Below are 21,104 nucleotides of genomic sequence, written 5' to 3' on the forward strand. Positions count from 1 at the left end.
GGTCATGGCGTGGCCTCTTCCAGTGCGCGCAGGCGAAAGCGCTGGATCTTGCCCGTGGCGGTCTTGGGCAGCTCATCCAGGAAGTCGATCTGGCGCGGATACTTGAACGGCGCGAGGTGCTGCTTGACGTAGTGCTGCAGGGCGGCGCCGGTCTGGGCGTCGGGCTCGAAGCCGGCGCGCAGCACGACATAGGCCTTGGTCTTGACCAGCCCATCGGGGTCTGGCACGCCGATTACGGCCGCTTCCAGCACGGCTTCGTGCTGGATCAGGATGTTCTCGACCTCCACCGGCGACACGTACTGTCCGCTGACCTTGATCATGTCGTCGCTGCGCCCGGCATAGGTGTAGTAGCCGTCCGGATCGCAAACGTACTTGTCGCCGCTTTTCAGCCAGTCGCCCAGGAAGCACTGGCGCGTCTTGTCGCGGTTGTTCCAGTACATCAGCGCGGCGCTGGGGCCCTTGATGTAGAGGTCGCCGATGGCGCCCTGGGCGACGGGCACGCCGTTGTCGTCACGCAGCTGGACCTCGTAGCCCGGCACGGGCTTGCCCGTGGTGCCGTAGCGCAATTGGCCCGCGCGGTTCGAGAGGAAGATGTGCAGCATTTCGGTGGACCCGATGCCATCCAGGATCTCGCAGCCGAAGTGGCGCGTGAAGCGCTCGCCGATGTCGCGCGGCAAAGCCTCGCCCGCGGACGTGCAGATCCGCATCGCCACCTGGTCGCGCGGCGGCAGGTCGGGCGAGGCCAGCATGCTGGCATACAGCGTGGGCACGCCGTAGAACACCGTGGGGCGATGCCGGACCAGGCGCTGGAACACGGCCTGCGGCGTGGGGCGTTCGGCCATCAGCACGACGGTCGCGCCCACCGACAGCGGGAAGGTCAGGCCGTTGCCCAGGCCATAGGCGAAGAACAGCTTCGCGGCCGAGAACACCACATCGCTTTCCCGGATGCCCAGGATGGGTTTGGCATAGAGTTCGGCCGTGTGCCAGAGGTTGCCGTGCGTGTGCACCACGCCCTTGGGCTTGCCGGTGGACCCGGACGAGTACAGCCAGAACGCGATTTCATCAGACAGGGTGCGCACGGCCGGCGCGGGCGACGCCTCGGACAGCAGGGATTCGAATTCGTGGGCGCCGTCGGGCAGGTCCGTTCCCGGCTGCGAGACGACCAGGTGTTCCACGTCGGCCGGCGCCTGGGACAGCGCCGCCTGCACGACGGGCAGCAGGGCGCCCGACACCAACACGGCGCGCACGCGGCTGTGCGCAATGATATAGGCGTAGTCGTCGGCCGTGAGCAGGGTGTTCACCGCCACCGGCACGACGCCGGCGTGCAGGGCGCCCAGGAACACCACCGGCCAGTCGGCGGTGTCCTGCATCAGCAGCAGGATGCGTTCTTCGCGGCGCAGGCCCAGGCCGCGCAGCGCGCCCGCCATGCGGGCCACCCGCTGCGCCAGTTCGCCATACGTGAGCTGGCGGGTGTCGTCGATGTAGGCCGGCTTGGCGGCGCGGGGCGCGTTCAGCGCGGCCAGGTGGCTGGCGAAATTGAGTTCGGCGGGGCAAGGGTTCACGGTTGTCTCCTGGTGTCCTCGTGGGGCGGACGCCCTGCCTGTGTTTGTTGTGTGGCGGCAGGGCTTGCGAATGTCCGGACCGGTTGTCAGCCGGGGCGCGTGAATTCGATGGCCCCGCCGGGCAGCAGGTACAGCACCAGGGCGCGGCCCTGCGTCACGGTGGGGCTGTGGGCCGAGCCCGGTCCGTAGACCAGCCAGCCCGCGCCATGGCCGTCGAAGCGGGCGTCGCCGGTGAGCGGCATGATCATGTCGATTTCGCCGTTGGGGTGGGCGTGGTGCGGCCCCGCCAGGTCGTCCATGTCGACCACGTCCACGGAACAGCCGCCCAGGTCGTCGGCAGGCTTGATCACGCGGCCGTACTTGATGCCGCCGCCCTCACGGGCGCACATCCAGCCGTCGGCGACGCCCTGCCTACAGGTGGCGAAGATGTCCTGGAACAAGGCGCTGTGCGGCCCGGCCACGTCATTGAGCCGGGCTTGCAGCGCCGCATCCAGCGGCTGGCCGGCCGTCAGGCGCGTCACGTCGCGCATCAGGGCATGGAATTGGTCTGGCGTACTCACCAAGCGGCTCCTTTACACTGTCGGCGCTCCGGCAGTCCGTAGGTGGACTGCTGTTTTTTTGCACCGGGTCGGCTGTGGACTCGTTGGATGGAAAAATAGTGCTTCCTTTGATGTGGGTCAAGCATTATAGTGCATAAAAGAGCAGTAATCAGGGTTTTTGCGGAGTCAGTTGAACCATGAATCAAGCGCTAGACACGGCGCCCATCGAACCCCGGCGTGAGCCCTTCCTGGTGGCCCTGGGCGAGCGCGTGCGCCGCCTGCGCGCCATCCGCGGCATGACACGCAAGGGCCTGTCCCAGGCGACGGGCGTGTCCGAACGCCACCTGGCCAATCTCGAGCATGGCGTCGGCAATGCGTCCATCCTGGTGCTGCTGCAGATCGCCCGCGCCTTCAACTGCGCGCTGGCCGAACTGGTGGGCGACGTGACGACGGAATCGCCCGACTGGCTGCTCATCCGGGAACTGCTGAGCGGGCGCACGGAATCCGACCTGCAGCGCGCGCGCGAGGCGCTGACCCAGCTCTTCGGGGTGGGCGCCGGCGCGCAGCGCCCCAACCGCACGCAGCGCGTGGCGCTCATCGGCCTGCGCGGCGCGGGCAAGTCCACGCTGGGCCAGATGCTGGCCGACGATCTGGGCTATCCCTTCGTGGAGCTGAACCGCGAGATCGAGCGCGTGGCGGGCTGCGGCATCCTGGAAATCCACAACCTCTACGGCCCCAACGCGTACCGCCGCTACGAACGGCGCGCGCTCGAGGAAGCCGTGCAGATCTACCCGGAAATGGTGCTGGCCACGCCCGGCGGGCTGGTGTCCGAACCCGCCACCCTGAACCTGCTGCTGACCCATTGCTATACGGTCTGGCTGCGCGCCACGCCCGAAGAGCACATGGAGCGCGTCATGGCGCAGGGGGATTTCCGCCCCATGTCGGGCAACAACGAAGCCATGGCCGACCTCAAGCGCATTCTTGCCGGCCGCGAAGCCTTCTACGCCAAGGCCGACCTGACCTGGGTGACCAGCAACCTCGAGGTCTCCGAAAGCTTCGCCGGCCTGCGCACGCAGGTGCGCAAGGCCTGCGGACTGCCGCTGTAGACCCGATTACGCAGCGCGCCGCTCCCGCGCACGATTGCAAAAAGGCTGCCCGGTGCAGCCTTTTTGCTGTCCGGTCGATAGGCGCCGCGCGTGCAGGGCGTACCCCTTGCGCCTGCATCGACCTGCATTTTTGTGCATCTTTCGCTTGACGCTCATTTTCTCCTGCACTAATCTGCATAATAATTCATGTCGTGCAGTATTTTTCCTGTCAGCGAACAGGGGTATGAGGAGACACACAATGAGCAGCCCCATCAACCGGGTCGATTTCCGCACCGATCCCGCCCAATACCGGCACTGGCGCCTGACCTTCGACGGTCCGGTCGCGACGTTGGCCATGGACGTGGCCGAAGACGGCGGCCTGCGCCCCGGTTACAAGCTCAAGCTCAATTCGTACGACCTGGGCGTGGACATCGAACTGCACGACGCCCTGCAGCGCATCCGCTTCGAGCATCCTGAGGTGCGCAGCGTGGTCGTGACCAGCATGAAGGACCGCATCTTCTGTTCCGGGGCCAACATCTTCATGCTGGGGCTGTCCACGCACGCGTGGAAAGTGAACTTCTGCAAGTTCACCAATGAAACCCGCAACGGCATCGAAGATTCCAGCCGCCATGGCGGGCTGAAATTCATCGCCGCCCTGAACGGCGCCTGCGCGGGCGGCGGCTATGAACTGGCGCTGGCGTGCGACGAGATCCTGCTGATCGATGACCGTTCGTCCTCCGTGGCGCTGCCCGAAGTGCCCCTGCTCGGCGTGCTGCCGGGCACGGGCGGCCTGACCCGCGTCACCGACAAGCGCCGCGTGCGCCACGATCACGCCGATATCTTCTGCACCCTGGTCGAGGGCGTGCGCGGCCAGCGGGCCAAGGATTGGCGGCTGGTGGATGATGTGGTCAAGCCCGCCCGCTTCGAAGAAGCGGTCCGCGCCCGCGCGCTGGCGCTGGCGCAGGGCAGCGACCGCCCCGCGGGCGAGCAGGGCGTGGCCCTGACGCCGCTGGCGCGCACCGAGACCGCCGATGGTTTGTCCTACCGCTACGTCGACGTGCGCGTCGACCGCGAAAAACGCCAGGCCACCTGGACCGTGCGCGGGCCGCGGGCCGAGGTCGAAACGGCGCTGCCCGACATCCTTGCCGCGGGCGCCGCGTGGTGGCCGTTGCAGATGGCGCGCGAGCTGGACGACGCCATCCTGTCGATGCGCACCAATGAACTGGACATCGGCACCTGGATCCTGCGGACCGAAGGGGACGCGCAGGCGGTGCTGGCGGCGGACGCGGCCATGGAGCGCCACGCCGACCACTGGTTCGTGCGCGAGACGGCAGGCATGCTGCGCCGCACGCTCGCGCGCCTGGACGTCACGTCCCGCAGCCTGTTCGCGCTGATCGAGCCGGGCTCGTGCTTTGCCGGCACCCTGCTGGAACTGGCCCTCGCGGCCGACCGAAGCTACATCCTGGACGACGAGGACGTGCCCGCGCCGCCGCGCATCGTGGTGGGCGAGCGCAACTTCGGCGTCTACCCCATGGTCAACGGCCAAAGCCGGCTGCAGCGGCGTTTCCACGGCGAGACGCAACCGCTCGAAGCGGTGCGCGCGCAGGCCGGACGCAGCCTGTCGGCCACCGACGCGCTGGACCTGGGCCTGGTCACCTACGCGCCCGACAGCATCGACTGGGACGACGAGGTGCGCATGGCGCTCGAGGAACGCCGCGCGCTCTCGCCCGACGCGCTGACCGGCCTGGAAGCCAACCTGCGCTTCGGCGGCCAGGAAACCATGGAGACCCGCATCTTCGGCCGCCTCACCGCCTGGCAGAACTGGATCTTCAACCGTCCCAACGCGGCCGGCGACAAGGGCGCGCTCAAGCTGTACGGCAAGGGCGAGCAGGCGGCATTCGACTGGAACCGCGTCTGAGCGGGCAGTCCCGATGACAGGGCGGCGGGGGACGCTTTGCGATCCCGCCGGCGCCCCATGACATACGCGCCGCATCGCAAGCGGCCCATCCCAGGAACAGGAACAGGAGCAGAGACATGTCCGGCATCAACTACACCGACAAGATCCCCAACAACGTCAATCTGTCCGGCGACCGCACCTTGCAGCGCGCGCTGGAACACTGGCAGCCGAATTACCTGCAATGGTGGCAGGACATGGGGCCGGACGGCTCGCACGGCTTTGACGTCTACCTGCGCACGGCGGTCAGCGTCGAACCCGACGGCTGGGCGCACTTCAACCACGTGCGCATGCCGGATTACCGCTGGGGCATCTTCCTGGCGCCGCAGGATGGACAGCGCAAGATCCACTTCGGCGAAAACATCGGCCGCGACGTGTGGCAGGACGTGCCGGGCGAACACCGCGCCAATCTGCGCCGCATCATCGTCACGCAGGGCGACACCGAGCCGGCGTCGATCGAGCAGCAGCGCCACCTGGGCCTGACGGCGCCGTCGCAGTACGACCTGCGCAACCTGTTCCAGATCAACGTCGAAGAAGGCCGCCACCTGTGGGCCATGGTCTACCTGCTGCACCGCTACTTTGGCCGCGACGGGCGCGAGGAAGCCGACGCGCTGCTGCAGCGCAGCTCGGGAGATTCCGACAATCCGCGCATCCTGGGCGCCTTCAATGAAAAAACGCCGGACTGGCTGGCGTTCTACATGTTCACCTACTTCACGGACCGCGACGGCAAATTCCAGTTGTGCGCCCTGGCCGAATCCAGCTTCGATCCGCTGGCGCGCACCACCAAGTTCATGCTGACCGAGGAAGCGCACCACATGTTCGTCGGGGAATCGGGCATTTCTCGCGTCATCCAGCGCACCTGCGAAGTGATGAAGGAACTCAAGACCGACGACCCGGCCGCCGTGCGCGCGGCCGGCGTGATCGACCTGCCCACCATCCAGCGCTACCTGAATTTCCACTACAGCGTCACCATCGATCTCTTCGGCGCGGACCAGTCGTCCAATGCGGCCATCTTCTATGGCTCGGGCCTGAAGGGCCGCTACGAAGAAAGCAAGCGCACCGACGACCACCAGCTCAAGAACGACACCTATCGGGTGCTGAACGTCAGCAACGGCAAGCTCACCGAAACCGAAGTGCCGATGCTCAACGCCCTGAACGAAGTGCTGCGCGACGACTTCATCCGCGACTCGGTGGCCGGCATCGGCCGCTGGAACAAGGTGATTGAAAAGAGCGGGCTGGCCTTTCGCCTGCAGGTGCCGCACAAGGCCTTCAACCGCCAGATCGGCACGCTGGCCGGCATCCGCATGTCGCCCGAAGGCGAGATCCTGTCCGAATCCCAATGGCAGGCCCACCAGCACAAGTGGCTGCCCACGCCCGAGGACCGCGCCTTCGTCGCGTCGCTGATGGGCCGCGTGACCGAGCCCGGCAAGTTCGCCAACTGGATCGCGCCGCCCGTCATGGGCATCAACCGCCAGCCGGTGAACTTCGAGTACGTGCGTTTCAACTAAAGGCCGCGCGGGCCGCAAGCCCGCGCGTAGGGAGGACGGCGATGAACGCCCCATTACCGGTGGAAGTCCTGAAGCAGCACCTGATCGATCCCGAGATCTGCATCCGCTGCAATACCTGCGAAGAGACCTGTCCGGTCGACGCGATCACCCACGACGCGAACAACTACGTGGTGGATCCCGACGTCTGCAACGGCTGCATGGCCTGCGTGCCGCCGTGCCCGACCGGGTCCATCGACAACTGGCGGCTCGTCGTGCGCGCCGAAGCCTATACCGTACAGGAGCAGTTCGGCTGGGAAGAACTGCCGCAGGAGAAGTCCCTGCCGCTCGCCGCGGGCGCCGACCCCGCGGGCGCAGCGCAGGCCGTGTCCGCCGACCTGGCTGCGCCGCCGGTGGCGCCCGCTGCGCCCGGCGCCACCGTTCCGCCCTGGTCGGCCGCGCATCCCTACGTCAATCTCTACACCCACAAGACGCCCATCACCGCGACGGTGGTGGGCAACTACCGGGTCACGGGCGCCGACACCGAAAGCGACATCCACCACATCGTCCTCGACTTCGGCGAGCAGCCGTTTCCCGTGCTGGAGGGCCAATCCATCGGCATCCTGCCGCCGGGGACCGACGCGCAGGGCCGGCCGCATCATGCGCGCCAGTATTCGCTGGCCAGTCCGCGCGACGGCGAGCGGGCCGGGTACAACAACCTGTCGCTGACCGTGAAACGCGTCACGCAAGACCACGGCGGCGCCGCCGCGCACGGCGTCTGCTCCAACTACCTGTGCGACCTGGCCAGGAACGACACCGTGCAGGTGATCGGTCCGTTCGGCCACACCTTCCTGATGCCCAACCACCCCCGAGCCAACCTCATCATGATCTGCACGGGCACCGGCTCGGCGCCCATGCGCGCCATGACCGAACGCAGCCGGCGCCTGCTGGGCGCGGCAGACGTCGGCAAGCTCATGCTGTTCTTCGGCGCCCGCACCGAACGCGAGCTGCCTTATTTCGGCCCCTTGATGAAGCTGCCGCGCGACTTCATCGACATCAACCTGGCGCTCTCGCGCGAGCCCGGGCAGCCCAAGCGCTACGTCCAGGACCTGATCCGCGAACGGGCCGAGCCCGTCCGCCAGTTGCTGTCGGACCGCAATACCTGCATCTATGTCTGCGGCCTGAAGGGCATGGAGGTCGGCGTGCTGGACGCGCTGCGCGACGTGGTGGTGCAGTCGGGCGAGGATTGGTCTATCCTGCATGATGCGCTGCGCCGCGAAGGCCGGCTGCATTTCGAGACGTACTGATCCAACAACAGATGCGTGACGAACGGCGCGCCTGGGCGCGCCGTTATCGTTTTCGTCGCAGGGGAAAAAACATGAAGTTCGCCGAATTCAAGGACGGCATGGTGATCAAGGCGGGACCGATCACCGTGACGGAGCCGGAGATCCTGGAGTTTGCCCGTAAATACGATCCCCAATGGTTCCACACCGATCCGCGGCGCGCCGCGGAAGGCCGCTGGGGCGGGCTCATCGCCAGCGGCTGGCACACCTGCGCGCTGGCCATGCGCATGGCGGTCGACGCCGCCCTGCACGATTCCGAATCCTTCGGCTCCCCCGGCCTCGGAGAAGTGCGCTGGCGCACGCCGGTGCGGCCCGGAGACACGCTGCGGCTGGAAGCGCGCGTTCAAGGCGCGCGACATTCGTCATCGCGCCCCGACCTGGGCATCATCACGTGGGCCTGGACGGTATTGAACCAGCACGACGAAAGCGTGCTGGAGATGGACGCGACCAGCTTGTTCGACCTGTCCGGCAATAACTAGGCTGCGTGCCTACCGCTTGCCGGCCTGCTTGACGATGGCCGCGGCCTCGGGGCCCGCGGCCGTTTTCCAGGCATTGATCGCGTCGGCCGAGGCGTCTTTCAACGCCTTGAGCACCGCCGGCGGCACCGCCGTGTTGATCGCGACGCCGTTCTTGCGCATGTTCGCGTAGTTCTGCTGCAGGCGGCCCTCGATGCGTTTCCATTGCTCGGTCTCCGTCTGCGCCGCCGCCTGGTCAATGGCCTTGCGCGAGCGTGCATCCAGCGCCTCATACGCCTTCAGGTTCATTGTCGCCACCGAAATCGGCATCGCGTAGTTGATCTCCGCGAAGTGGGGCAGGTATTCCCACAGCTTGCGGCCGGCGCCGCCGTCGCCGGAAGACAGCACGGCGTTGACCTCGCCGGATGCGATGCGCGGCATGGCATCCGCGAACGAGATGTTCTGCGCCTGGGCGCCCGCCCTGCGCATGACCTCCTGCGACGTCGCATCGTAGGTGCGGATGTTCAGGCGCTTCAACGCAGCCACGCTGTCCAGCTTCTGCTTGGACCAGATGCCCGAGGCCGGCCAGGGGGTGGTGTAGAGCAGCTTCTGGCCGTGCGCGGCGAGCAGCTTCTCGTAGGCCGGGCGCGCCGCCTTGTTGAGATTGCGCGCCTTGGACAGCGAGTCCGCCAGGAAGGGCAGGGACGACACGCCGAACAAGGGATACTTGGCCGCGAGCGCGCCCGCGAACGCATCGCCCGCGTCGACCTTGCCGGCCTGGACCGCGTCGATCATGTCGCCCGACTTGATGCCCTTGGCCGCGTCGAAGCTGGTGTCGATCACCACATTGCCGGCCGACTTGGCGCGCACCAGTTCCGCAAAGGTAGACACGCCCTGGCCGGGCATGGAGGTGGCCGGGTATTCGGTGGCCATGGTGAGCGTCGTGGCGGCATAAGCGCCATGGCCGACGAAAGCCATGGCGATGCCTGCCGCGAGGCGCAAAGGGGTGATGCCTTGCATGCGCGACTCCTGGTGGGGGTAAGCCGGGGCCGGGGACGGTGGGACGCTGCAATCGCTCGTCCGACCAGCGCCTGGCCAATGCCGTAAAGCGTACGAGGTGTTCAGGCGTACGCCTAGTCGGGCTTTCGGCAATGCGCGGCGCTGCGGGATCGGGCGTATGGCGTATTGCGGATGCCGCGGTGAAATGCCACACCGGAGTCATGGCATGAAAAAGGCCGCCCCTTCGGGCGGCCCATTCAGCTACATCACGCAGTCGATCAATAGAACGCCTGGATCCCCGTCTGCGCGCGGCCCAGGATCAGGGCGTGCACGTCGTGGGTGCCTTCGTAGGTGTTGACCACTTCCAGGTTCACCAGGTGGCGGGCCACGCCGAATTCGTCGGAGATGCCGTTGCCGCCCAGCATGTCGCGGGCCAGGCGGGCGATGTCCAGCGCCTTGCCGCAGGAGTTGCGCTTCATGATCGACGTGATCTCGACGGCGGCGGTGCCTTCGTCCTTCATGCGGCCCAGACGCAGGCAGCCTTGCAGCGCCAGCGTGATTTCGGTCTGCATGTCGGCCAGCTTCTTCTGGATGAGCTGGTTGGCGGCCAGGGGGCGGCCGAATTGCTTGCGGTCCAGCGTGTACTGGCGGGCGGTGTGCCAGCAGGCCTCGGCGGCGCCGACGGCGCCCCAGGCGATGCCGTAGCGCGCCGAGTTCAGGCAGGTGAACGGACCCTTCAGGCCGGACACGCCGGGCATCATCTGGTCAGCCGACACTTCCACTTCGTCCATGACGATTTCGCCGGTGATCGACGCGCGCAGGCCGACCTTGCCGTGGATGGCGGGAGCCGACAGGCCCTTCATGCCCTTTTCCAGGATGAAACCGCGGATCTTGCCGTCGAAGTCGCCACCGACGCACTTGGCCCAGACCACGAACACGTCAGCGATGGGCGAGTTGGTGATCCACATCTTGTTGCCGGTCAGCTTGTAGCCGTCGGCCGTCTTGACGGCGCGGGTTTCCATGCCGCCGGGATCGGAACCGTGGTTGGGCTCGGTCAGGCCGAAGCAGCCGATCCATTCGCCGCGGGCGAGCTTGGGCAGGTACTTCTTCTTTTGTTCTTCGCTGCCGAATTCGTTGATCGGCACCATCACCAGCGAGGACTGCACGCTCATCATCGAGCGATAGCCGGAGTCGACGCGTTCGACTTCACGGGCGATCAGGCCGTAGCTGACGTAGTTCAGGCCAGCGCCGCCGTATTCGACGGGGATCGTGGCGCCCAGGAGGCCCAGTTCGCCCATTTCGGAGAAGATTTCCGGATCGGTCTTCTCGTTGCGGAAGGCGTTGAGCACGCGCGGAGCCAGCTTGTCCTGCGAATAGGCGTAGGCGGCGTCGCGCACCATGCGCTCTTCTTCGGTCAGTTGCTGGTCCAGCAACAGGGGGTCTTGCCAGTGGAATGAGGGGTTCGAGGACATGCTGGGTCTCCGCTATGGATTTCCGTGATCGGAATCTAGAAAGTTTAAACTTAAAATAATTCGGGCGGCAAGTCGGGGTTTGCACGGCGGTGCGCCTGGGCACGCCGCCGGTCTTGACGCCCGTGCAGGGTTCAGTGCTGGGCCTTCAGCGCCGCCTCGCGGATCTTTTCGAGGGTCGTGGAGGGGGTGATGGTTTCGGGGTCGATGAAGCAGTGCAGGATGGCCGGCTTGCCGCTTGCCAGCGCCCGCTCGAAGGCCGGACCGAACTGTTCGGTGGTCTCCACCCGTTCGCCGTGGCCGCCGAAGGCGCGCGCGTAGTCGGCGAAGTCCGGGTTCTTGAGCTGGGTCGCGGACACGCGGCCCGGGTAGTGCTTTTCCTGGTGCATGCGGATCGTGCCGTACATGCCGTTGTCCACCAGGATCACGATGATGGGCAGGTCGTACTGCACGGCCGTGGCGAATTCCTGGCCGTGCATCAGGAAGCAGCCGTCGCCCGCGAAACACACGACGGTCTTGTCCGGCCAGACGCGCTTGGCGCCCACGGCCGCCGGCAGGCCATAGCCCATGGAGCCGGACGTCGGCGCCAACTGCGTGCCAAAGCGCGTGAAGCGGTGGAAGCGGTGCAGCCAGGTGGCGTAGTTGCCGGCGCCGTTGGTCATGATGGCGTCGGCCGGCAGCGTCTTTTCCAGATAGGCCATGACCTGGCCGAGCTGCAGCGCGCCCGGCGTGGTGACGGTTTCGGGGTCGCTCCATTTCAGGTACGACTCGCGCATCGTCTTGGTGGCTTCGGCCCAGACGGGCTTGGCCGGGGCCTTCAGGCCGGCCAGCGAGGCCGCAAAGGCGGACGGCGAGGTGTTGATGGCGAGGGTGGGGCGGTACACGCGGCCCAGCTCGGCGGTGTCGGGATGCACGTGCACCAGCTTTTGCTTGGGCACCGGGATGTCCAGCAGCGTATAGGCCTGGCTGGGGTTTTCGGACATGCGGCCGCCGACCAGCAGGATCAGGTCGGCGTCGGCCACGCGTTTCAGCAGGGCCGGATTGATGCCCAGGCCGACGTCGCCGATGAAGCAGGGGTGGTCCGCGGGGAACAGCATCTGGCGGCGGAACGACACGGCGGTCGGCAGCGCATGCAGCTGGGCGAAATCAGCGAACTGCTGCACGGCGCGGGCATCCCAGCGCGTGCCGCCCAGGATGGCGACCGGGTTCTTCGCATCGGCCAGCAGCTTTTCCAGGTCGGCGAGCTGGCCGGCCGTGGGGGCGGATTCGATCACTTCGTAGCGCGGGGCGTCGGCCACCTTGGCGGCTTCGACCAGCATGTCTTCGGGCAGGGCGATCACGACCGGGCCGGGACGGCCCGAGGTGGCGATGTGGAAGGCGCGCGAGATCAGTTCGGGAATGCGTTCGACCTGGTCGATCTCGGTCACCCACTTGGCCTGCGTGCCGAACACGGCGCGGTAGTCCATTTCCTGGAAGGCTTCGCGCTCGCGCATGCCGCGCTCGATCTGGCCGACGAACAGGATCATCGGCGTGGAGTCCTGCTTGGCGATATGCACGCCCGCCAGCGCATTGGAGGCGCCCGGGCCGCGCGTCACCATGCAGATGCCGGGCTCGCCGGTCAGCTTGCCGTGCGCGTCGGCCATCATGGCCGCGCCACCTTCCTGGCGGCACACGGTCACCTTGATGTCGGCGTCGTGCAGGCCGTCCAGCACCGCCAGATAGCTTTCGCCGGGGACACAAAATACATGTTTGACACCCTGGGCGACGAGCTGGTCGACCAGAATGTGACCGCCAAGGCGGGAATCTTGCTGAGGCATGGTGGTGTCGTGATTAGCCTAGGTTAGGACTCCCGAGCATATGTTCCCTGGGCGCACAACGCAATTGATAAAATTGCACATTCTGTTGATCCGCCGGCACGTCCCGTCTGGTGCGCCGCAGCAAGCGGGCGCGAGGGGGCGGGCCTGGCATTCAGGCGCCCCCCGTCCATGAGAAACGGCATTCCCAATCTGAGCGCCCTGCAGGCGTTCGAGGCATCGGCCCGGCTGGGCAGTTTTTCGCGCGCGGCCGAAGAGCTGTCGTTGACGCACAGCGCGGTTTACCGGCAGGTGGCCAGCCTGGAGGCGCGCCTGGGCGTGCAGCTGTTCACGCGGGTGCGGCGCCGCATCGTTCTCACCGATCACGGGGCGGAATACGCCGGCCGCATCCGCCACCATCTGGACCAGATCGAGAAAGACACCTTTGGCCTCGTCAGCCGGACCGGGATGGGGCGCAGCATCCACATCGCCGTGGTGCCCACGCTGGCGACGACGTGGCTGATTCCCCGGCTGGCGGATTTCCAGCGTGAGCATGGGGACATCACCGTCAGCCTGTCCGTGCGCACCTTGCCGTTCCAGTTCAAGGACCAGCCCTTCGACGGCGCGCTCTATCACGGGGACGGACTCTGGCCCGGCACGCAGGGCGGGCTGCTGTTTCCCGAACGCGAGCTCGTGCCGGTCTGCGCGCCGCAGCTGGCCGCGCGGGCGGCGCAGCAAGGGGGCGGCCCCCTGTCCGGCATGACGCATCTGCACCTGGCCTCGCGCCCGGATGCCTGGCGCCAATGGTATGCGGCCAATAGCCACCTGTACGGGCCCCAGGCGGCCGGCGGGCCGCGCTATGAGCTGTTCACCATGGTCATGGCCGCCGTGCAGGCCGGGCTGGGCGTGGGGCTGATGCCGCGCTTTCTGGCGCAACCGGCCCTGGACCAGGGCGCGCTCGCCATGCCGGTGCCGCAGTCGTTGGCAGTCAGCCAGGGGTATTACTTCGGCTATCCGCAGCGCAGCGAACGGTCCGAGGCCTTGAAGTCGTTCGAAGCCTGGCTCAAGTCCGCGGCCGCCGGCGTGGGCGAGCGCCTCGCCGGCCGCGCGTAGCGGGCCGCACCTGGCCGGCACAACGCCGGCAGAATCCCGCCCGCCCGCCCGCCGCGCCCCGCCCGCCGCGCCTCGCCGTAGAATTCCGCCATGTCCACCGCCCGCCAGCCGCTCGCCTCCCAGGCCGATATCGACGCCTTCATCGATGCCGTCTGGCTCGAAGACGGACTTTCCGCCAATACCCTGGCCGCCTACCGGCGCGACCTGACCGGTTTCGCCCGCTGGCTCGAAGACCCGCAAGCCTACGCCCGCGAAATGGCCGATCGCCACGGCGATGACGCGCGCGTGGCGACCCTGCCGGCGGGCCCGCCCAAGCCGATCTGCGAGGCCCAGAAGGCCGACATCGAAGCCTGGTTCGCGTTCCGCCACGAGGAAATCCGCGCCACGACCGCCAACCGGCGGCTGGCCGCGCTGCGCCGCTTCTATGCCTGGGCGCTGCGCGAGCACCGCGCCGAGCGCGATCCGTGCCTTACGCTGGTCGCGGCCAAGCAGCCGCCCCGCATGCCCAAGACGCTGTCCGAACAGCAGGTGGACGCGCTGCTGCGCGCGCCGGACGCGAGCCAGCCACGCGGCCTGCGCGACCGCGCCATGCTCGAAACGCTGTACGCCACCGGCTTGCGCGTGTCCGAACTGGTGGGGGTGCGCACCCTGGACGTCAGCCTGAACGAAGGCGTGGTGCGGGTGGTGCAGGGCAAGGGTGGCAAGGACCGCCTCGTGCCCCTGGGCGCCGAAGCCGCGCACTGGATCGCGCAGTACCTCGGATCGGCGCGTCCCGAACTGGCGGCCGGCCGCGTCAGCGACGCGCTCTTCATCACCGCGCGCGCCGAGGCGATGTCGCGCCAGGCATTCTGGCAACTGGTCAAGAAATACGCCGTGCTCGCCGGCGTGCATGCGCCCCTGTCGCCCCACGTGCTGCGCCACGCCTTCGCCACGCACCTGCTGAACCACGGCGCGGACCTGCGCGTGGTGCAAATGCTGCTGGGTCACGCCGACATTTCCACCACGCAGATCTACACGCATGTGGCGCGCGAGCGCCTGAAGGCGCTGCACGCGGCCCATCATCCGCGCGGCTAGCTGCCGCCCATCATCCCTTTTTCCAACCGGCAACCCCATGAGCAAAGCCCGCCACGTTTCCGAGACGCCCGCCACCCAGTTTCTCAAGCAGAACAAAGTGCCCTATACCGAGCACACCTATGACTACGTCGACCACGGCGGCGCCGGCGAAGCCGCGCGCCAGCTCGGCCTGGACCCGCACGCCGTGGTCAAGACGCTGGTCATGGAAGACGAATCGGCCAAGCCGCTGATCGTGGTCATGCACGGGGACCGCGAAGTCTCCACCAAGAACCTGGCGCGCCAGGCCGGCCTGAAAAAGGTCGAACCCTGCAAGCCCGACGTCGCCCAGCGGCATTCCGGTTACCAGGTGGGCGGCACGTCGCCCTTCGGCACCCGCAAGAAGATGCCCGTGTGGGTGGAGGCCGAGGTGTTGGAATATCCGGTGGTCTACATCAATGGCGGCCGTCGCGGGTATCTGGTGGGAATCGACCCCAAGGTGCTGGTGGACCTGCTGGGCGCCCGTCCGGTGATGGTGGCGCTGGAGTAGGGCGGTACCCCGTTACCACCCGGACCGGCGTCCTCGCGGGCACAATGGGACAAGAACACCAAGAACCGGAGCCCGACCGCGGGCAAGCAACCGGACTCCACCCTCATCCCAAGGAGACAATCATGAGCAAACGACTGTTGATGCTGGTAGGCGACTACGCCGAAGACTACGAAACCATGGTGCCGTTCCAGACGCTGCTGACGGTGGGGCACACGGTGCATGCGGTATGCCCGGACAAGAAGGCCGGGGACACGGTGGCCACGTCGATCCATGATTTCGAGGGCGCGCAGACCTACACGGAAAAGCGCGGCCACAATTTCACGCTGAATTACGACTTCGACCGCGTCGAACCCGCGTCCTATGACGGCCTGGTGATTCCGGGCGGACGCGCGCCCGAATACCTGCGGCTGAACGAAAAAGTGCTGGATATCGTGCGTGAGTTCGACAAGGCCAACAAGCCCATCGCCGCGGTCTGCCACGGTGCGCAGATCCTGGCCGCGGCGGGCGTGCTGAAAGGCCGCACGTGCTCGGCCTATCCCGCCTGCGCGCCGGAAGTGCGGCTGGCGGGCGGCACCTATGCCGAAATCGCGGTCGACCAAGCCTACACGGACGGCAACCTGGTGTCGGCGCCCGCCTGGCCGGCCCACCCCGCCTGGATGGCGCAGTTCCTGGCGGTGCTGGGCACGAAGATCACGCTCTGACGTAAGGCGGTTCGGCAAGGCGGTTCGCCGGACGATGACCGGCGTGACAAAGGCCCCGGGGAAATACCCGGGGCGGCAAGCGCCGCGCCGGGCGTCCGTCTTATTCAGGGCGCCTTGCCCTGCGCGGCCGGGTCAGGCGAAGTCCAGCACGATGCGGCCTTCGATCTGGCCCTTCTTCATGCGGTCAAACACGCTGTTGATGTTTTCCAGGGTTTCCGTGGCGACGGTGGCGTGGACCTTGCCTTCTTCGGCGAACTGCAGGGACTCCTGAAGATCCAGCCGCGAACCCACGATGGAGCCGCGTACGGTCACGCCATTGAGCACCATGTCGAAGATCGACAGCGGGAAGTCGCCGGGCGGCAGCCCGTTCAGCGAAATCGTGCCGCCCCGGCGCACCATGCCAAGCGCCTGCTCGAAGGCCTTGGGCGATACCGCGGTGATCAGCGCGCCATGCGCACCGCCGATTTCCCGCTTCAGGTAGGCGGCCGGATCGGTGTTCAAGGCGTTGACGGTGACTTCCGCGCCCAGCCGGCGCGCAAAGTCGAGCTTGGCGTCGTCGATATCCACGGCGGCCACGTTCAGGCCCATGGCCTTGGCGTATTGCACCGCCATATGGCCCAGCCCGCCGATGCCGGAAATGACGACCCAGTTGCCGGGCCGGGCGTCCGTCATCTTCAGGCCCTTGTAGACCGTGACGCCCGCGCACAGCACGGGAGCCACGTCGATGAAGCCGACATTCTTGGGCAACAGGCCCACGTAGTCGGCAGCCGCCAGCGCGTATTCGGCGAAACCGCCGTTGACCGAGTAACCCGTGTTCTGCTGCTGCTCGCACAGCGTTTCCCAACCGCCCAGGCAGTGCTCGCAGTGTCCGCAGGCCGAGTACAGCCAGGGGATGCCGACACGGTCGCCTTCCTTGACGTGCGTGACGCCGGCGCCCACGGCCACCACGTGACCGACGCCCTCGTGACCGGGAATGAAGGGGGGATTGGGTTTGACGGGCCAGTCGCCCTCGACCGCGTGCAGGTCCGTGTGGCAGACGCCGCAGGCTTCGATCTTTACCAGGAGCTCGCCCGGGCCCGGGCGCGGTACCGCGACTTCTTCGATTGCCAGGGGTTTGCCGAACGCGCGAGCCACTGCGGCCTTCATGGTCTTTTCCATTACTACCTCCGAAGTCTGATCAGTTTCACTATGCTCGAACGCGACGGCGTTCCAGACCATGATTTATATCAACCGGCGTTGGATAGGGTCTATGGGAATCCGACTGCTTTCAGGGACGCCGCGCACCGGCGCGCGCGTCGGGGCCGTATTGCCCGCAGCGCGGCTGTCGTCGTACAGTCGGTCTCAGGCGCGCCGGCCGGGCGGGCGTGTCGCCCATGCCCAGGAGCTTTCCATGTGTGAAATATTCATCCGCGCCAGCGAACATTCCTACGCCTGCGAAACCCGATCCCTGCGCCTGCATGGCGTGGCGACCAGCCTGAGGCTCGAAAACCTGTTCTGGCAGGTGCTGGAAGAACTCGCCGGCCGCGACGGCATGCGCGTCACGCAACTGATCGAACGGCTGTACGACGAGCTGGTGGCGTACCGCGGCGAGGCCGCCAACTTCACGTCCTTCCTGCGCGTGTGCTGCCTGCGCTATCAGTTGTTGCAGGCCGAGGGCCGGATCCCGCTGGACGCCAGCGTGCCCATCCGCTCGCTCAACCCGCAAGCCGTCCTTGACGGGTTGCCTCCGTCGCTGTGCGACGCGCAACCGGTACCGGCAAAGCGCCGCGCGGCCTGATCGGCCCGGCTGCGTCCAAGCAAGAAAAAAGGCCCGATGCGATCGGGCCCTTCATCTGGTACTGCGGACAATTCATTCCGGCCTCAGCCGCCCGCGCCCGTTGACGCCATGGCCACTTCGCTTTGCACGATGCGCCGGATGCGCACGGCATCGCCGATGCGCGACAGTTTGCCCTGCGAATCCAGCAGCACGATGGCCAGATCGCGGCCATTGATGCGCGCCAGCATCACCAGGCACTCGCCCGCTTCATTGATGTAGCCGGTCTTGGACACCTTGATGTCCCAGTCGGGCTTGCGCACCAGCAGATTGGTGTTGCGGAACGTCTGCGTGCGATTGTTGATCTCGACCTCGTACTCCGTGTCCGTGGAGTAGCGGTGGATCAGCGGACGCTGCGACGCGGCGCGCAGCAGGCGCGCCAGGTCATGCGGCGATGACACGTTGTTGCTGGACAGACCGGTGGGCTCGATGAAGCGCGTGCTGGTCATGCCCAGCGACTGCGCCTTGGCGTTCATGGCAGCCACGAAAGCGGGCAGGCCACCCGGATAGTTGCGTCCCAGCGCATTGGCGGCGCGGTTCTCGGAAGACATCAGCGCCAGATGCAGCATGTCGCCGCGCGACAGCTTGGTGCCCACGCGCAACCGCGACGTCGTGTGCTTGAGTTCGTCGACGTCTTCGTCGGTGATCTCGAGCATCTCGTCCATCGGCAGGTTGGCGTCCACGACGACCACGGCGGTCATCAGCTTCGAGATGGAAGCGATGGGGCGCACGACGTTTTCGTTCTTGGCGAAGATGACCGTGGACGTTTCGAGGTCCTGCACGTAAGCGGTGCTCGACCGCAGCGCGGCGGCCTCGGCGCGCGCCGAGGCGGCGGGCGGCGGCATGGCCGCGCTGGCGGCGGCCGCTGCGGCGACCCGACGGCCGCGCGCGGCCTTGTCGGCCTTGCCGCCCTTGCCATTCTTGCCCGACGCGCCTGCCTTCTTGGAGGGCGAGCCTTTGGCGGCAACCTGGCTGCCGCGCTTGGGCGGGGATTTCTTGGCCGACGAGGATTTGGGCGGCGCCTTCTTGGCGGAGGGCGCGGCCTGCTTGGCCGCAGCGCTCTTGCCCGGGCCCGCCTTGGGCGCCGGGGCTTTCTTTGCTTGTTGCGCCTTGCAGGCCGACGACTTGGCGTTGGTCTTGCAAGGGTCGGAATTCTTTGCGGCTTGCGCCGCGGGGGGCAGGAGCGCGCACACCGCCAGCGCGGCAGGCGCCAGGGCTCTTGCTATTGCACGTGTCCAGGAAAAGGCCATGGTTGAGCAGGCTTGTCGGTCTGTGAACAAATATTTCTTAAGCCGGCGGATTCGTCGGATCAGGAAAAGTCCAGATGAATTATGGGCTTACGCGTCGAATTTAAACAGTAATTTCAAGAGTCACGCAAGGCGATTTACGACGTTTACCCAAAAAAATGTCCTTGGGGCCGAACCGTGGCAGCAATTAGTCACATGTCGGAAGTCGCAACGCTAACTGTGCGGCGCGCAAGAGCGTAGCCCGGATTAACCCTCATCTGGCTGAACGAGCGGAACTTGCGGGGGGAGGACGGCGCGCAGGCCGAGGCCGGACTGGCCTCGCCGGGTGGAATCGAACCACCAATTGACCCTTAGGAGGGGCCGGTTATATCCATTTAACTACGGCGAGCTGGAGTGATGTGCAAGGCAAGCCCGCCGCACTTGGCGGGCAGCGGGGCGCCCCGACAGGGCGCGTCCGCGCATAAGGCCTTGATATTGCTGCGAATCGCGGGAGCGAAAAGTGTAGCACTGCGGTCGCGGGCTTCGAAGCAGGACGCAAGTCTATCAGCAGCCGGTGCAAGCCCCAAATCCGACGGTGCAGCGTTTGGTCCGATTTGGGGCGGGAGGCGCGAAGGGCGTTGCGCCAACCGGGTTATTCGCCGGTCCGCGCGACGACTTTGTATATGATGGTTGCGTCCGCCGTCGCGCCGGGCCGTCCCGAGGAGGGGACGCAACCCCCAAAAACAACCAGACACGGGTTTCATGTCTAGCCAAACCGATACGATTTCCGCACGCACCATTGTCTTGGGCACCCTGGTCGTGCTGCTTGCCATGGGCGTGCGCGCCACTTTCGGCCTGTTCATGCAGCCCATGGGCCTGGCGCATGGCTGGAGCCGCGAAGTGTTTTCCATGGCGTTTGCCCTGCAGAACCTGGTGTGGGGGCTGGCCTGCATTTTCATGGGCATGCTGGCCGATCGCTACGGTTCGGGCCGCACCATTGCGCTGGGCGCGCTGCTATACATGCTGGGACTGATCGGCACGCGCTTCGCTACCGACGAAGCCACGCTGTACCTGACCGCGGGCGTGCTGGTCGGGTTGGGACAGGCGGGCACCACGTTTCCCGTGATCCTGCCCGTCGTCGCGCGTTCCGTGCCGCCGGCCTACCGCAGCACGGCGATGGGCATCGCCAGCGCGGGCGGCTCGCTGGGCCAGTTTGCCGTCGTGCCCACGGGCCAGTTGCTGATCAGCGGCCTGGACTGGACGGGCGCGCTGTGGGTGCTGTCGATGTTCGTGGCCTGCGCCGCGCCGCTGGCGTATTACCTGCGCGGCCGGCCGCAGGTCCATGCGGGCCCGCAGCAGTCGCTCTCGACCGCGATCAAGCAGGCCGTGCGCCATCCTTCGTTCCACTTCCTGTTCTGGAGTTATTTCGTCTGCGGCTTTCATACCGCGTTCATCACCTTGCACCTGCCGGCCTATGTGACCGATGGCGGGCTGACGGCAGGGCAGGGCGCCACGGCCATCGCGCTCATCGGCCTCTTCAACGTGCTGGGTTCGTTCTACGCGGGCAAGCTGGGCGGCCAATACAGCAAGAAGCGCCTGTTGGCGGTGGTGTACTTCATGCGCGCGTTCGGCATCCTGCTGCTGCTCTGGATGCCGCTGTCGCCCTGGGTGCTGTACGCCTTTGCGGCGTGGATGGGATTGTTCTGGCTGGGCACGGTGCCGTTGACCCAGGGGTTGATCGGACAGATCTACGGCCTGCGCTATGCGGCCACGCTGTCCGGCATCGTGTTCCTGGGCCACCAGCTCGGCAGTTTCATCGGCGTATGGCTGGGCGGCTATGCCTACGCCAAGACCGGCAGCTACGATCTGGTCTGGTGGCTGGGCGTGGCGCTCGCCGTCATCGCCGCACTGTTGTGCCTGCCCGTGCGCGAACAACCGGTGACGCCGGCGCAGCCGGCCACGGCTTGA

18 protein-coding genes and 1 tRNA gene are annotated in these 21,104 nt (G+C 66.7%); 11 read left to right on the plus strand and 8 right to left on the minus strand.

All coding sequences use genetic code 11. From position 1 onward, the window contains the following. Window positions 1-2: 2 nt before the first annotated feature. The gene (locus ACZ50Q_RS07090; protein ID WP_464080991.1) at window positions 3-1,562 is read right to left on the minus strand and encodes a benzoate-CoA ligase family protein; all 1,560 of its coding nucleotides are present in this window, start codon (window positions 1,560-1,562) and stop codon (window positions 3-5) included. 86 nt (window positions 1,563-1,648) lie between these two features. Beyond that, window positions 1,649-2,122, minus strand: coding sequence for a DUF4863 family protein (locus tag ACZ50Q_RS07095; RefSeq protein WP_076521755.1), 474 nt, complete (start codon window positions 2,120-2,122; stop codon window positions 1,649-1,651). A gap of 176 nt (window positions 2,123-2,298) precedes the next feature. Between ACZ50Q_RS07095 and ACZ50Q_RS07100 the strand changes: the two genes are divergently transcribed. The 5 genes from ACZ50Q_RS07100 (at window position 2,299) to ACZ50Q_RS07120 (ending at window position 8,446) form a co-directional block, all read left to right on the plus strand. Next, entirely contained in the window at window positions 2,299-3,207 is a 909-nt protein-coding gene (locus ACZ50Q_RS07100; protein WP_076515935.1) for a helix-turn-helix transcriptional regulator, read from the plus strand. Between the two features lie 238 nt (window positions 3,208-3,445). Continuing rightward, window positions 3,446-5,104 (plus strand): 2,3-epoxybenzoyl-CoA dihydrolase, encoded by a 1,659-nt coding sequence (gene boxC / locus ACZ50Q_RS07105; protein ID WP_464080992.1) that lies wholly within the window; start codon window positions 3,446-3,448, stop codon window positions 5,102-5,104. Between the two features lie 116 nt (window positions 5,105-5,220). Beyond that, window positions 5,221-6,648, plus strand: a complete 1,428-nt coding sequence (gene boxB, locus ACZ50Q_RS07110; RefSeq protein WP_092578796.1) for a benzoyl-CoA 2,3-epoxidase subunit BoxB — start codon at window positions 5,221-5,223, stop codon at window positions 6,646-6,648. A gap of 41 nt (window positions 6,649-6,689) precedes the next feature. After that, complete coding sequence (gene boxA / locus ACZ50Q_RS07115) at window positions 6,690-7,931, plus strand: benzoyl-CoA 2,3-epoxidase subunit BoxA (protein WP_464080993.1); 1,242 nt, start codon at window positions 6,690-6,692, stop codon at window positions 7,929-7,931. A gap of 71 nt (window positions 7,932-8,002) precedes the next feature. After that, window positions 8,003-8,446: a MaoC family dehydratase gene (locus ACZ50Q_RS07120; RefSeq protein ID WP_076515928.1), complete on the plus strand. Its 444-nt coding sequence runs from the start codon at window positions 8,003-8,005 to the stop codon at window positions 8,444-8,446. Window positions 8,447-8,455: 9 nt separating this feature from the next. Here the strand turns inward: ACZ50Q_RS07120 and ACZ50Q_RS07125 are convergent, their stop codons facing one another. The 3 genes from ACZ50Q_RS07125 to ACZ50Q_RS07135 all read right to left on the minus strand — a co-directional run bounded on the left by ACZ50Q_RS07125 (window position 8,456) and on the right by ACZ50Q_RS07135 (window position 12,707). Beyond that, entirely contained in the window at window positions 8,456-9,442 is a 987-nt protein-coding gene (locus tag ACZ50Q_RS07125; protein WP_464080994.1) for a TRAP transporter substrate-binding protein, read from the minus strand. A 257-nt stretch (window positions 9,443-9,699) separates the two neighbouring features. Then, window positions 9,700-10,893, minus strand: coding sequence for an acyl-CoA dehydrogenase (locus ACZ50Q_RS07130; protein WP_076515918.1), 1,194 nt, complete (start codon window positions 10,891-10,893; stop codon window positions 9,700-9,702). A gap of 131 nt (window positions 10,894-11,024) precedes the next feature. Further along, a complete protein-coding gene (locus tag ACZ50Q_RS07135) occupies window positions 11,025-12,707 on the minus strand; it encodes a thiamine pyrophosphate-binding protein (protein WP_464080995.1) in 1,683 nt (560 codons plus the stop codon). A 168-nt stretch (window positions 12,708-12,875) separates the two neighbouring features. Between ACZ50Q_RS07135 and ACZ50Q_RS07140 the strand changes: the two genes are divergently transcribed. From ACZ50Q_RS07140 to ACZ50Q_RS07155, 4 genes are all read left to right on the plus strand, one after another. Continuing rightward, a complete protein-coding gene (locus tag ACZ50Q_RS07140; protein ID WP_464080996.1) occupies window positions 12,876-13,796 on the plus strand; it encodes a LysR substrate-binding domain-containing protein in 921 nt (306 codons plus the stop codon). 90 nt (window positions 13,797-13,886) lie between these two features. Continuing rightward, window positions 13,887-14,870, plus strand: coding sequence for a site-specific tyrosine recombinase XerD (gene xerD, locus ACZ50Q_RS07145; protein WP_464080997.1), 984 nt, complete (start codon window positions 13,887-13,889; stop codon window positions 14,868-14,870). A gap of 37 nt (window positions 14,871-14,907) precedes the next feature. Beyond that, complete coding sequence (ybaK, locus tag ACZ50Q_RS07150; protein ID WP_464080998.1) at window positions 14,908-15,396, plus strand: Cys-tRNA(Pro) deacylase; 489 nt, start codon at window positions 14,908-14,910, stop codon at window positions 15,394-15,396. A gap of 122 nt (window positions 15,397-15,518) precedes the next feature. Beyond that, window positions 15,519-16,097, plus strand: coding sequence for a DJ-1/PfpI family protein (locus ACZ50Q_RS07155; RefSeq protein ID WP_076515906.1), 579 nt, complete (start codon window positions 15,519-15,521; stop codon window positions 16,095-16,097). 132 nt (window positions 16,098-16,229) lie between these two features. Here the strand turns inward: ACZ50Q_RS07155 and adhP are convergent, their stop codons facing one another. Next, the gene (adhP, locus tag ACZ50Q_RS07160) at window positions 16,230-17,255 is read right to left on the minus strand and encodes an alcohol dehydrogenase AdhP (protein WP_464080999.1); all 1,026 of its coding nucleotides are present in this window, start codon (window positions 17,253-17,255) and stop codon (window positions 16,230-16,232) included. Between the two features lie 232 nt (window positions 17,256-17,487). Between adhP and ACZ50Q_RS07165 the strand changes: the two genes are divergently transcribed. Next, window positions 17,488-17,874, plus strand: coding sequence for a ribbon-helix-helix domain-containing protein (locus ACZ50Q_RS07165; protein WP_076515902.1), 387 nt, complete (start codon window positions 17,488-17,490; stop codon window positions 17,872-17,874). Between the two features lie 83 nt (window positions 17,875-17,957). On the opposite strand, the gene pbpG is transcribed toward ACZ50Q_RS07165, so the two are convergent. Both pbpG and ACZ50Q_RS07175 read right to left on the minus strand, forming a co-directional pair. Then, window positions 17,958-19,160, minus strand: a complete 1,203-nt coding sequence (gene pbpG, locus ACZ50Q_RS07170) for a D-alanyl-D-alanine endopeptidase (protein WP_464081000.1) — start codon at window positions 19,158-19,160, stop codon at window positions 17,958-17,960. A gap of 310 nt (window positions 19,161-19,470) precedes the next feature. Beyond that, a tRNA-Arg gene (locus ACZ50Q_RS07175) sits at window positions 19,471-19,545 on the minus strand. 353 nt (window positions 19,546-19,898) lie between these two features. On the opposite strand from ACZ50Q_RS07175, the gene ACZ50Q_RS07180 reads away from it, so the two are divergent. Further along, on the plus strand, window positions 19,899-21,104 hold the full coding sequence (locus ACZ50Q_RS07180) for an MFS transporter (RefSeq protein WP_464081001.1): 1,206 nt from the start codon (window positions 19,899-19,901) through the stop codon (window positions 21,102-21,104).

The organism is Achromobacter sp. T5-5 (assembly GCF_055397965.1).

Coding starts and splice junctions, on each gene's coding strand:
- pbpG (WP_464081000.1), bottom strand. CDS start 19,160: ATGGCCTTTTCCTGGACACGTGCAATAGCAAGAGCCCTGGCGCCTGCC.
- ACZ50Q_RS07165 (WP_076515902.1), top strand. CDS start 17,488: ATGTGTGAAATATTCATCCGCGCCAGCGAACATTCCTACGCCTGCGAA.
- ACZ50Q_RS07140 (WP_464080996.1), top strand. CDS start 12,876: ATGAGAAACGGCATTCCCAATCTGAGCGCCCTGCAGGCGTTCGAGGCA.
- ACZ50Q_RS07100 (WP_076515935.1), top strand. CDS start 2,299: ATGAATCAAGCGCTAGACACGGCGCCCATCGAACCCCGGCGTGAGCCC.
- ACZ50Q_RS07155 (WP_076515906.1), top strand. CDS start 15,519: ATGAGCAAACGACTGTTGATGCTGGTAGGCGACTACGCCGAAGACTAC.
- ACZ50Q_RS07125 (WP_464080994.1), bottom strand. CDS start 9,442: ATGCAAGGCATCACCCCTTTGCGCCTCGCGGCAGGCATCGCCATGGCT.
- boxB (WP_092578796.1), top strand. CDS start 5,221: ATGTCCGGCATCAACTACACCGACAAGATCCCCAACAACGTCAATCTG.
- ACZ50Q_RS07130 (WP_076515918.1), bottom strand. CDS start 10,893: ATGTCCTCGAACCCCTCATTCCACTGGCAAGACCCCCTGTTGCTGGAC.
- ACZ50Q_RS07120 (WP_076515928.1), top strand. CDS start 8,003: ATGAAGTTCGCCGAATTCAAGGACGGCATGGTGATCAAGGCGGGACCG.
- ACZ50Q_RS07135 (WP_464080995.1), bottom strand. CDS start 12,707: ATGCCTCAGCAAGATTCCCGCCTTGGCGGTCACATTCTGGTCGACCAG.
- xerD (WP_464080997.1), top strand. CDS start 13,887: ATGTCCACCGCCCGCCAGCCGCTCGCCTCCCAGGCCGATATCGACGCC.
- adhP (WP_464080999.1), bottom strand. CDS start 17,255: ATGGAAAAGACCATGAAGGCCGCAGTGGCTCGCGCGTTCGGCAAACCC.
- ACZ50Q_RS07180 (WP_464081001.1), top strand. CDS start 19,899: ATGTCTAGCCAAACCGATACGATTTCCGCACGCACCATTGTCTTGGGC.
- boxC (WP_464080992.1), top strand. CDS start 3,446: ATGAGCAGCCCCATCAACCGGGTCGATTTCCGCACCGATCCCGCCCAA.
- boxA (WP_464080993.1), top strand. CDS start 6,690: ATGAACGCCCCATTACCGGTGGAAGTCCTGAAGCAGCACCTGATCGAT.
- ybaK (WP_464080998.1), top strand. CDS start 14,908: ATGAGCAAAGCCCGCCACGTTTCCGAGACGCCCGCCACCCAGTTTCTC.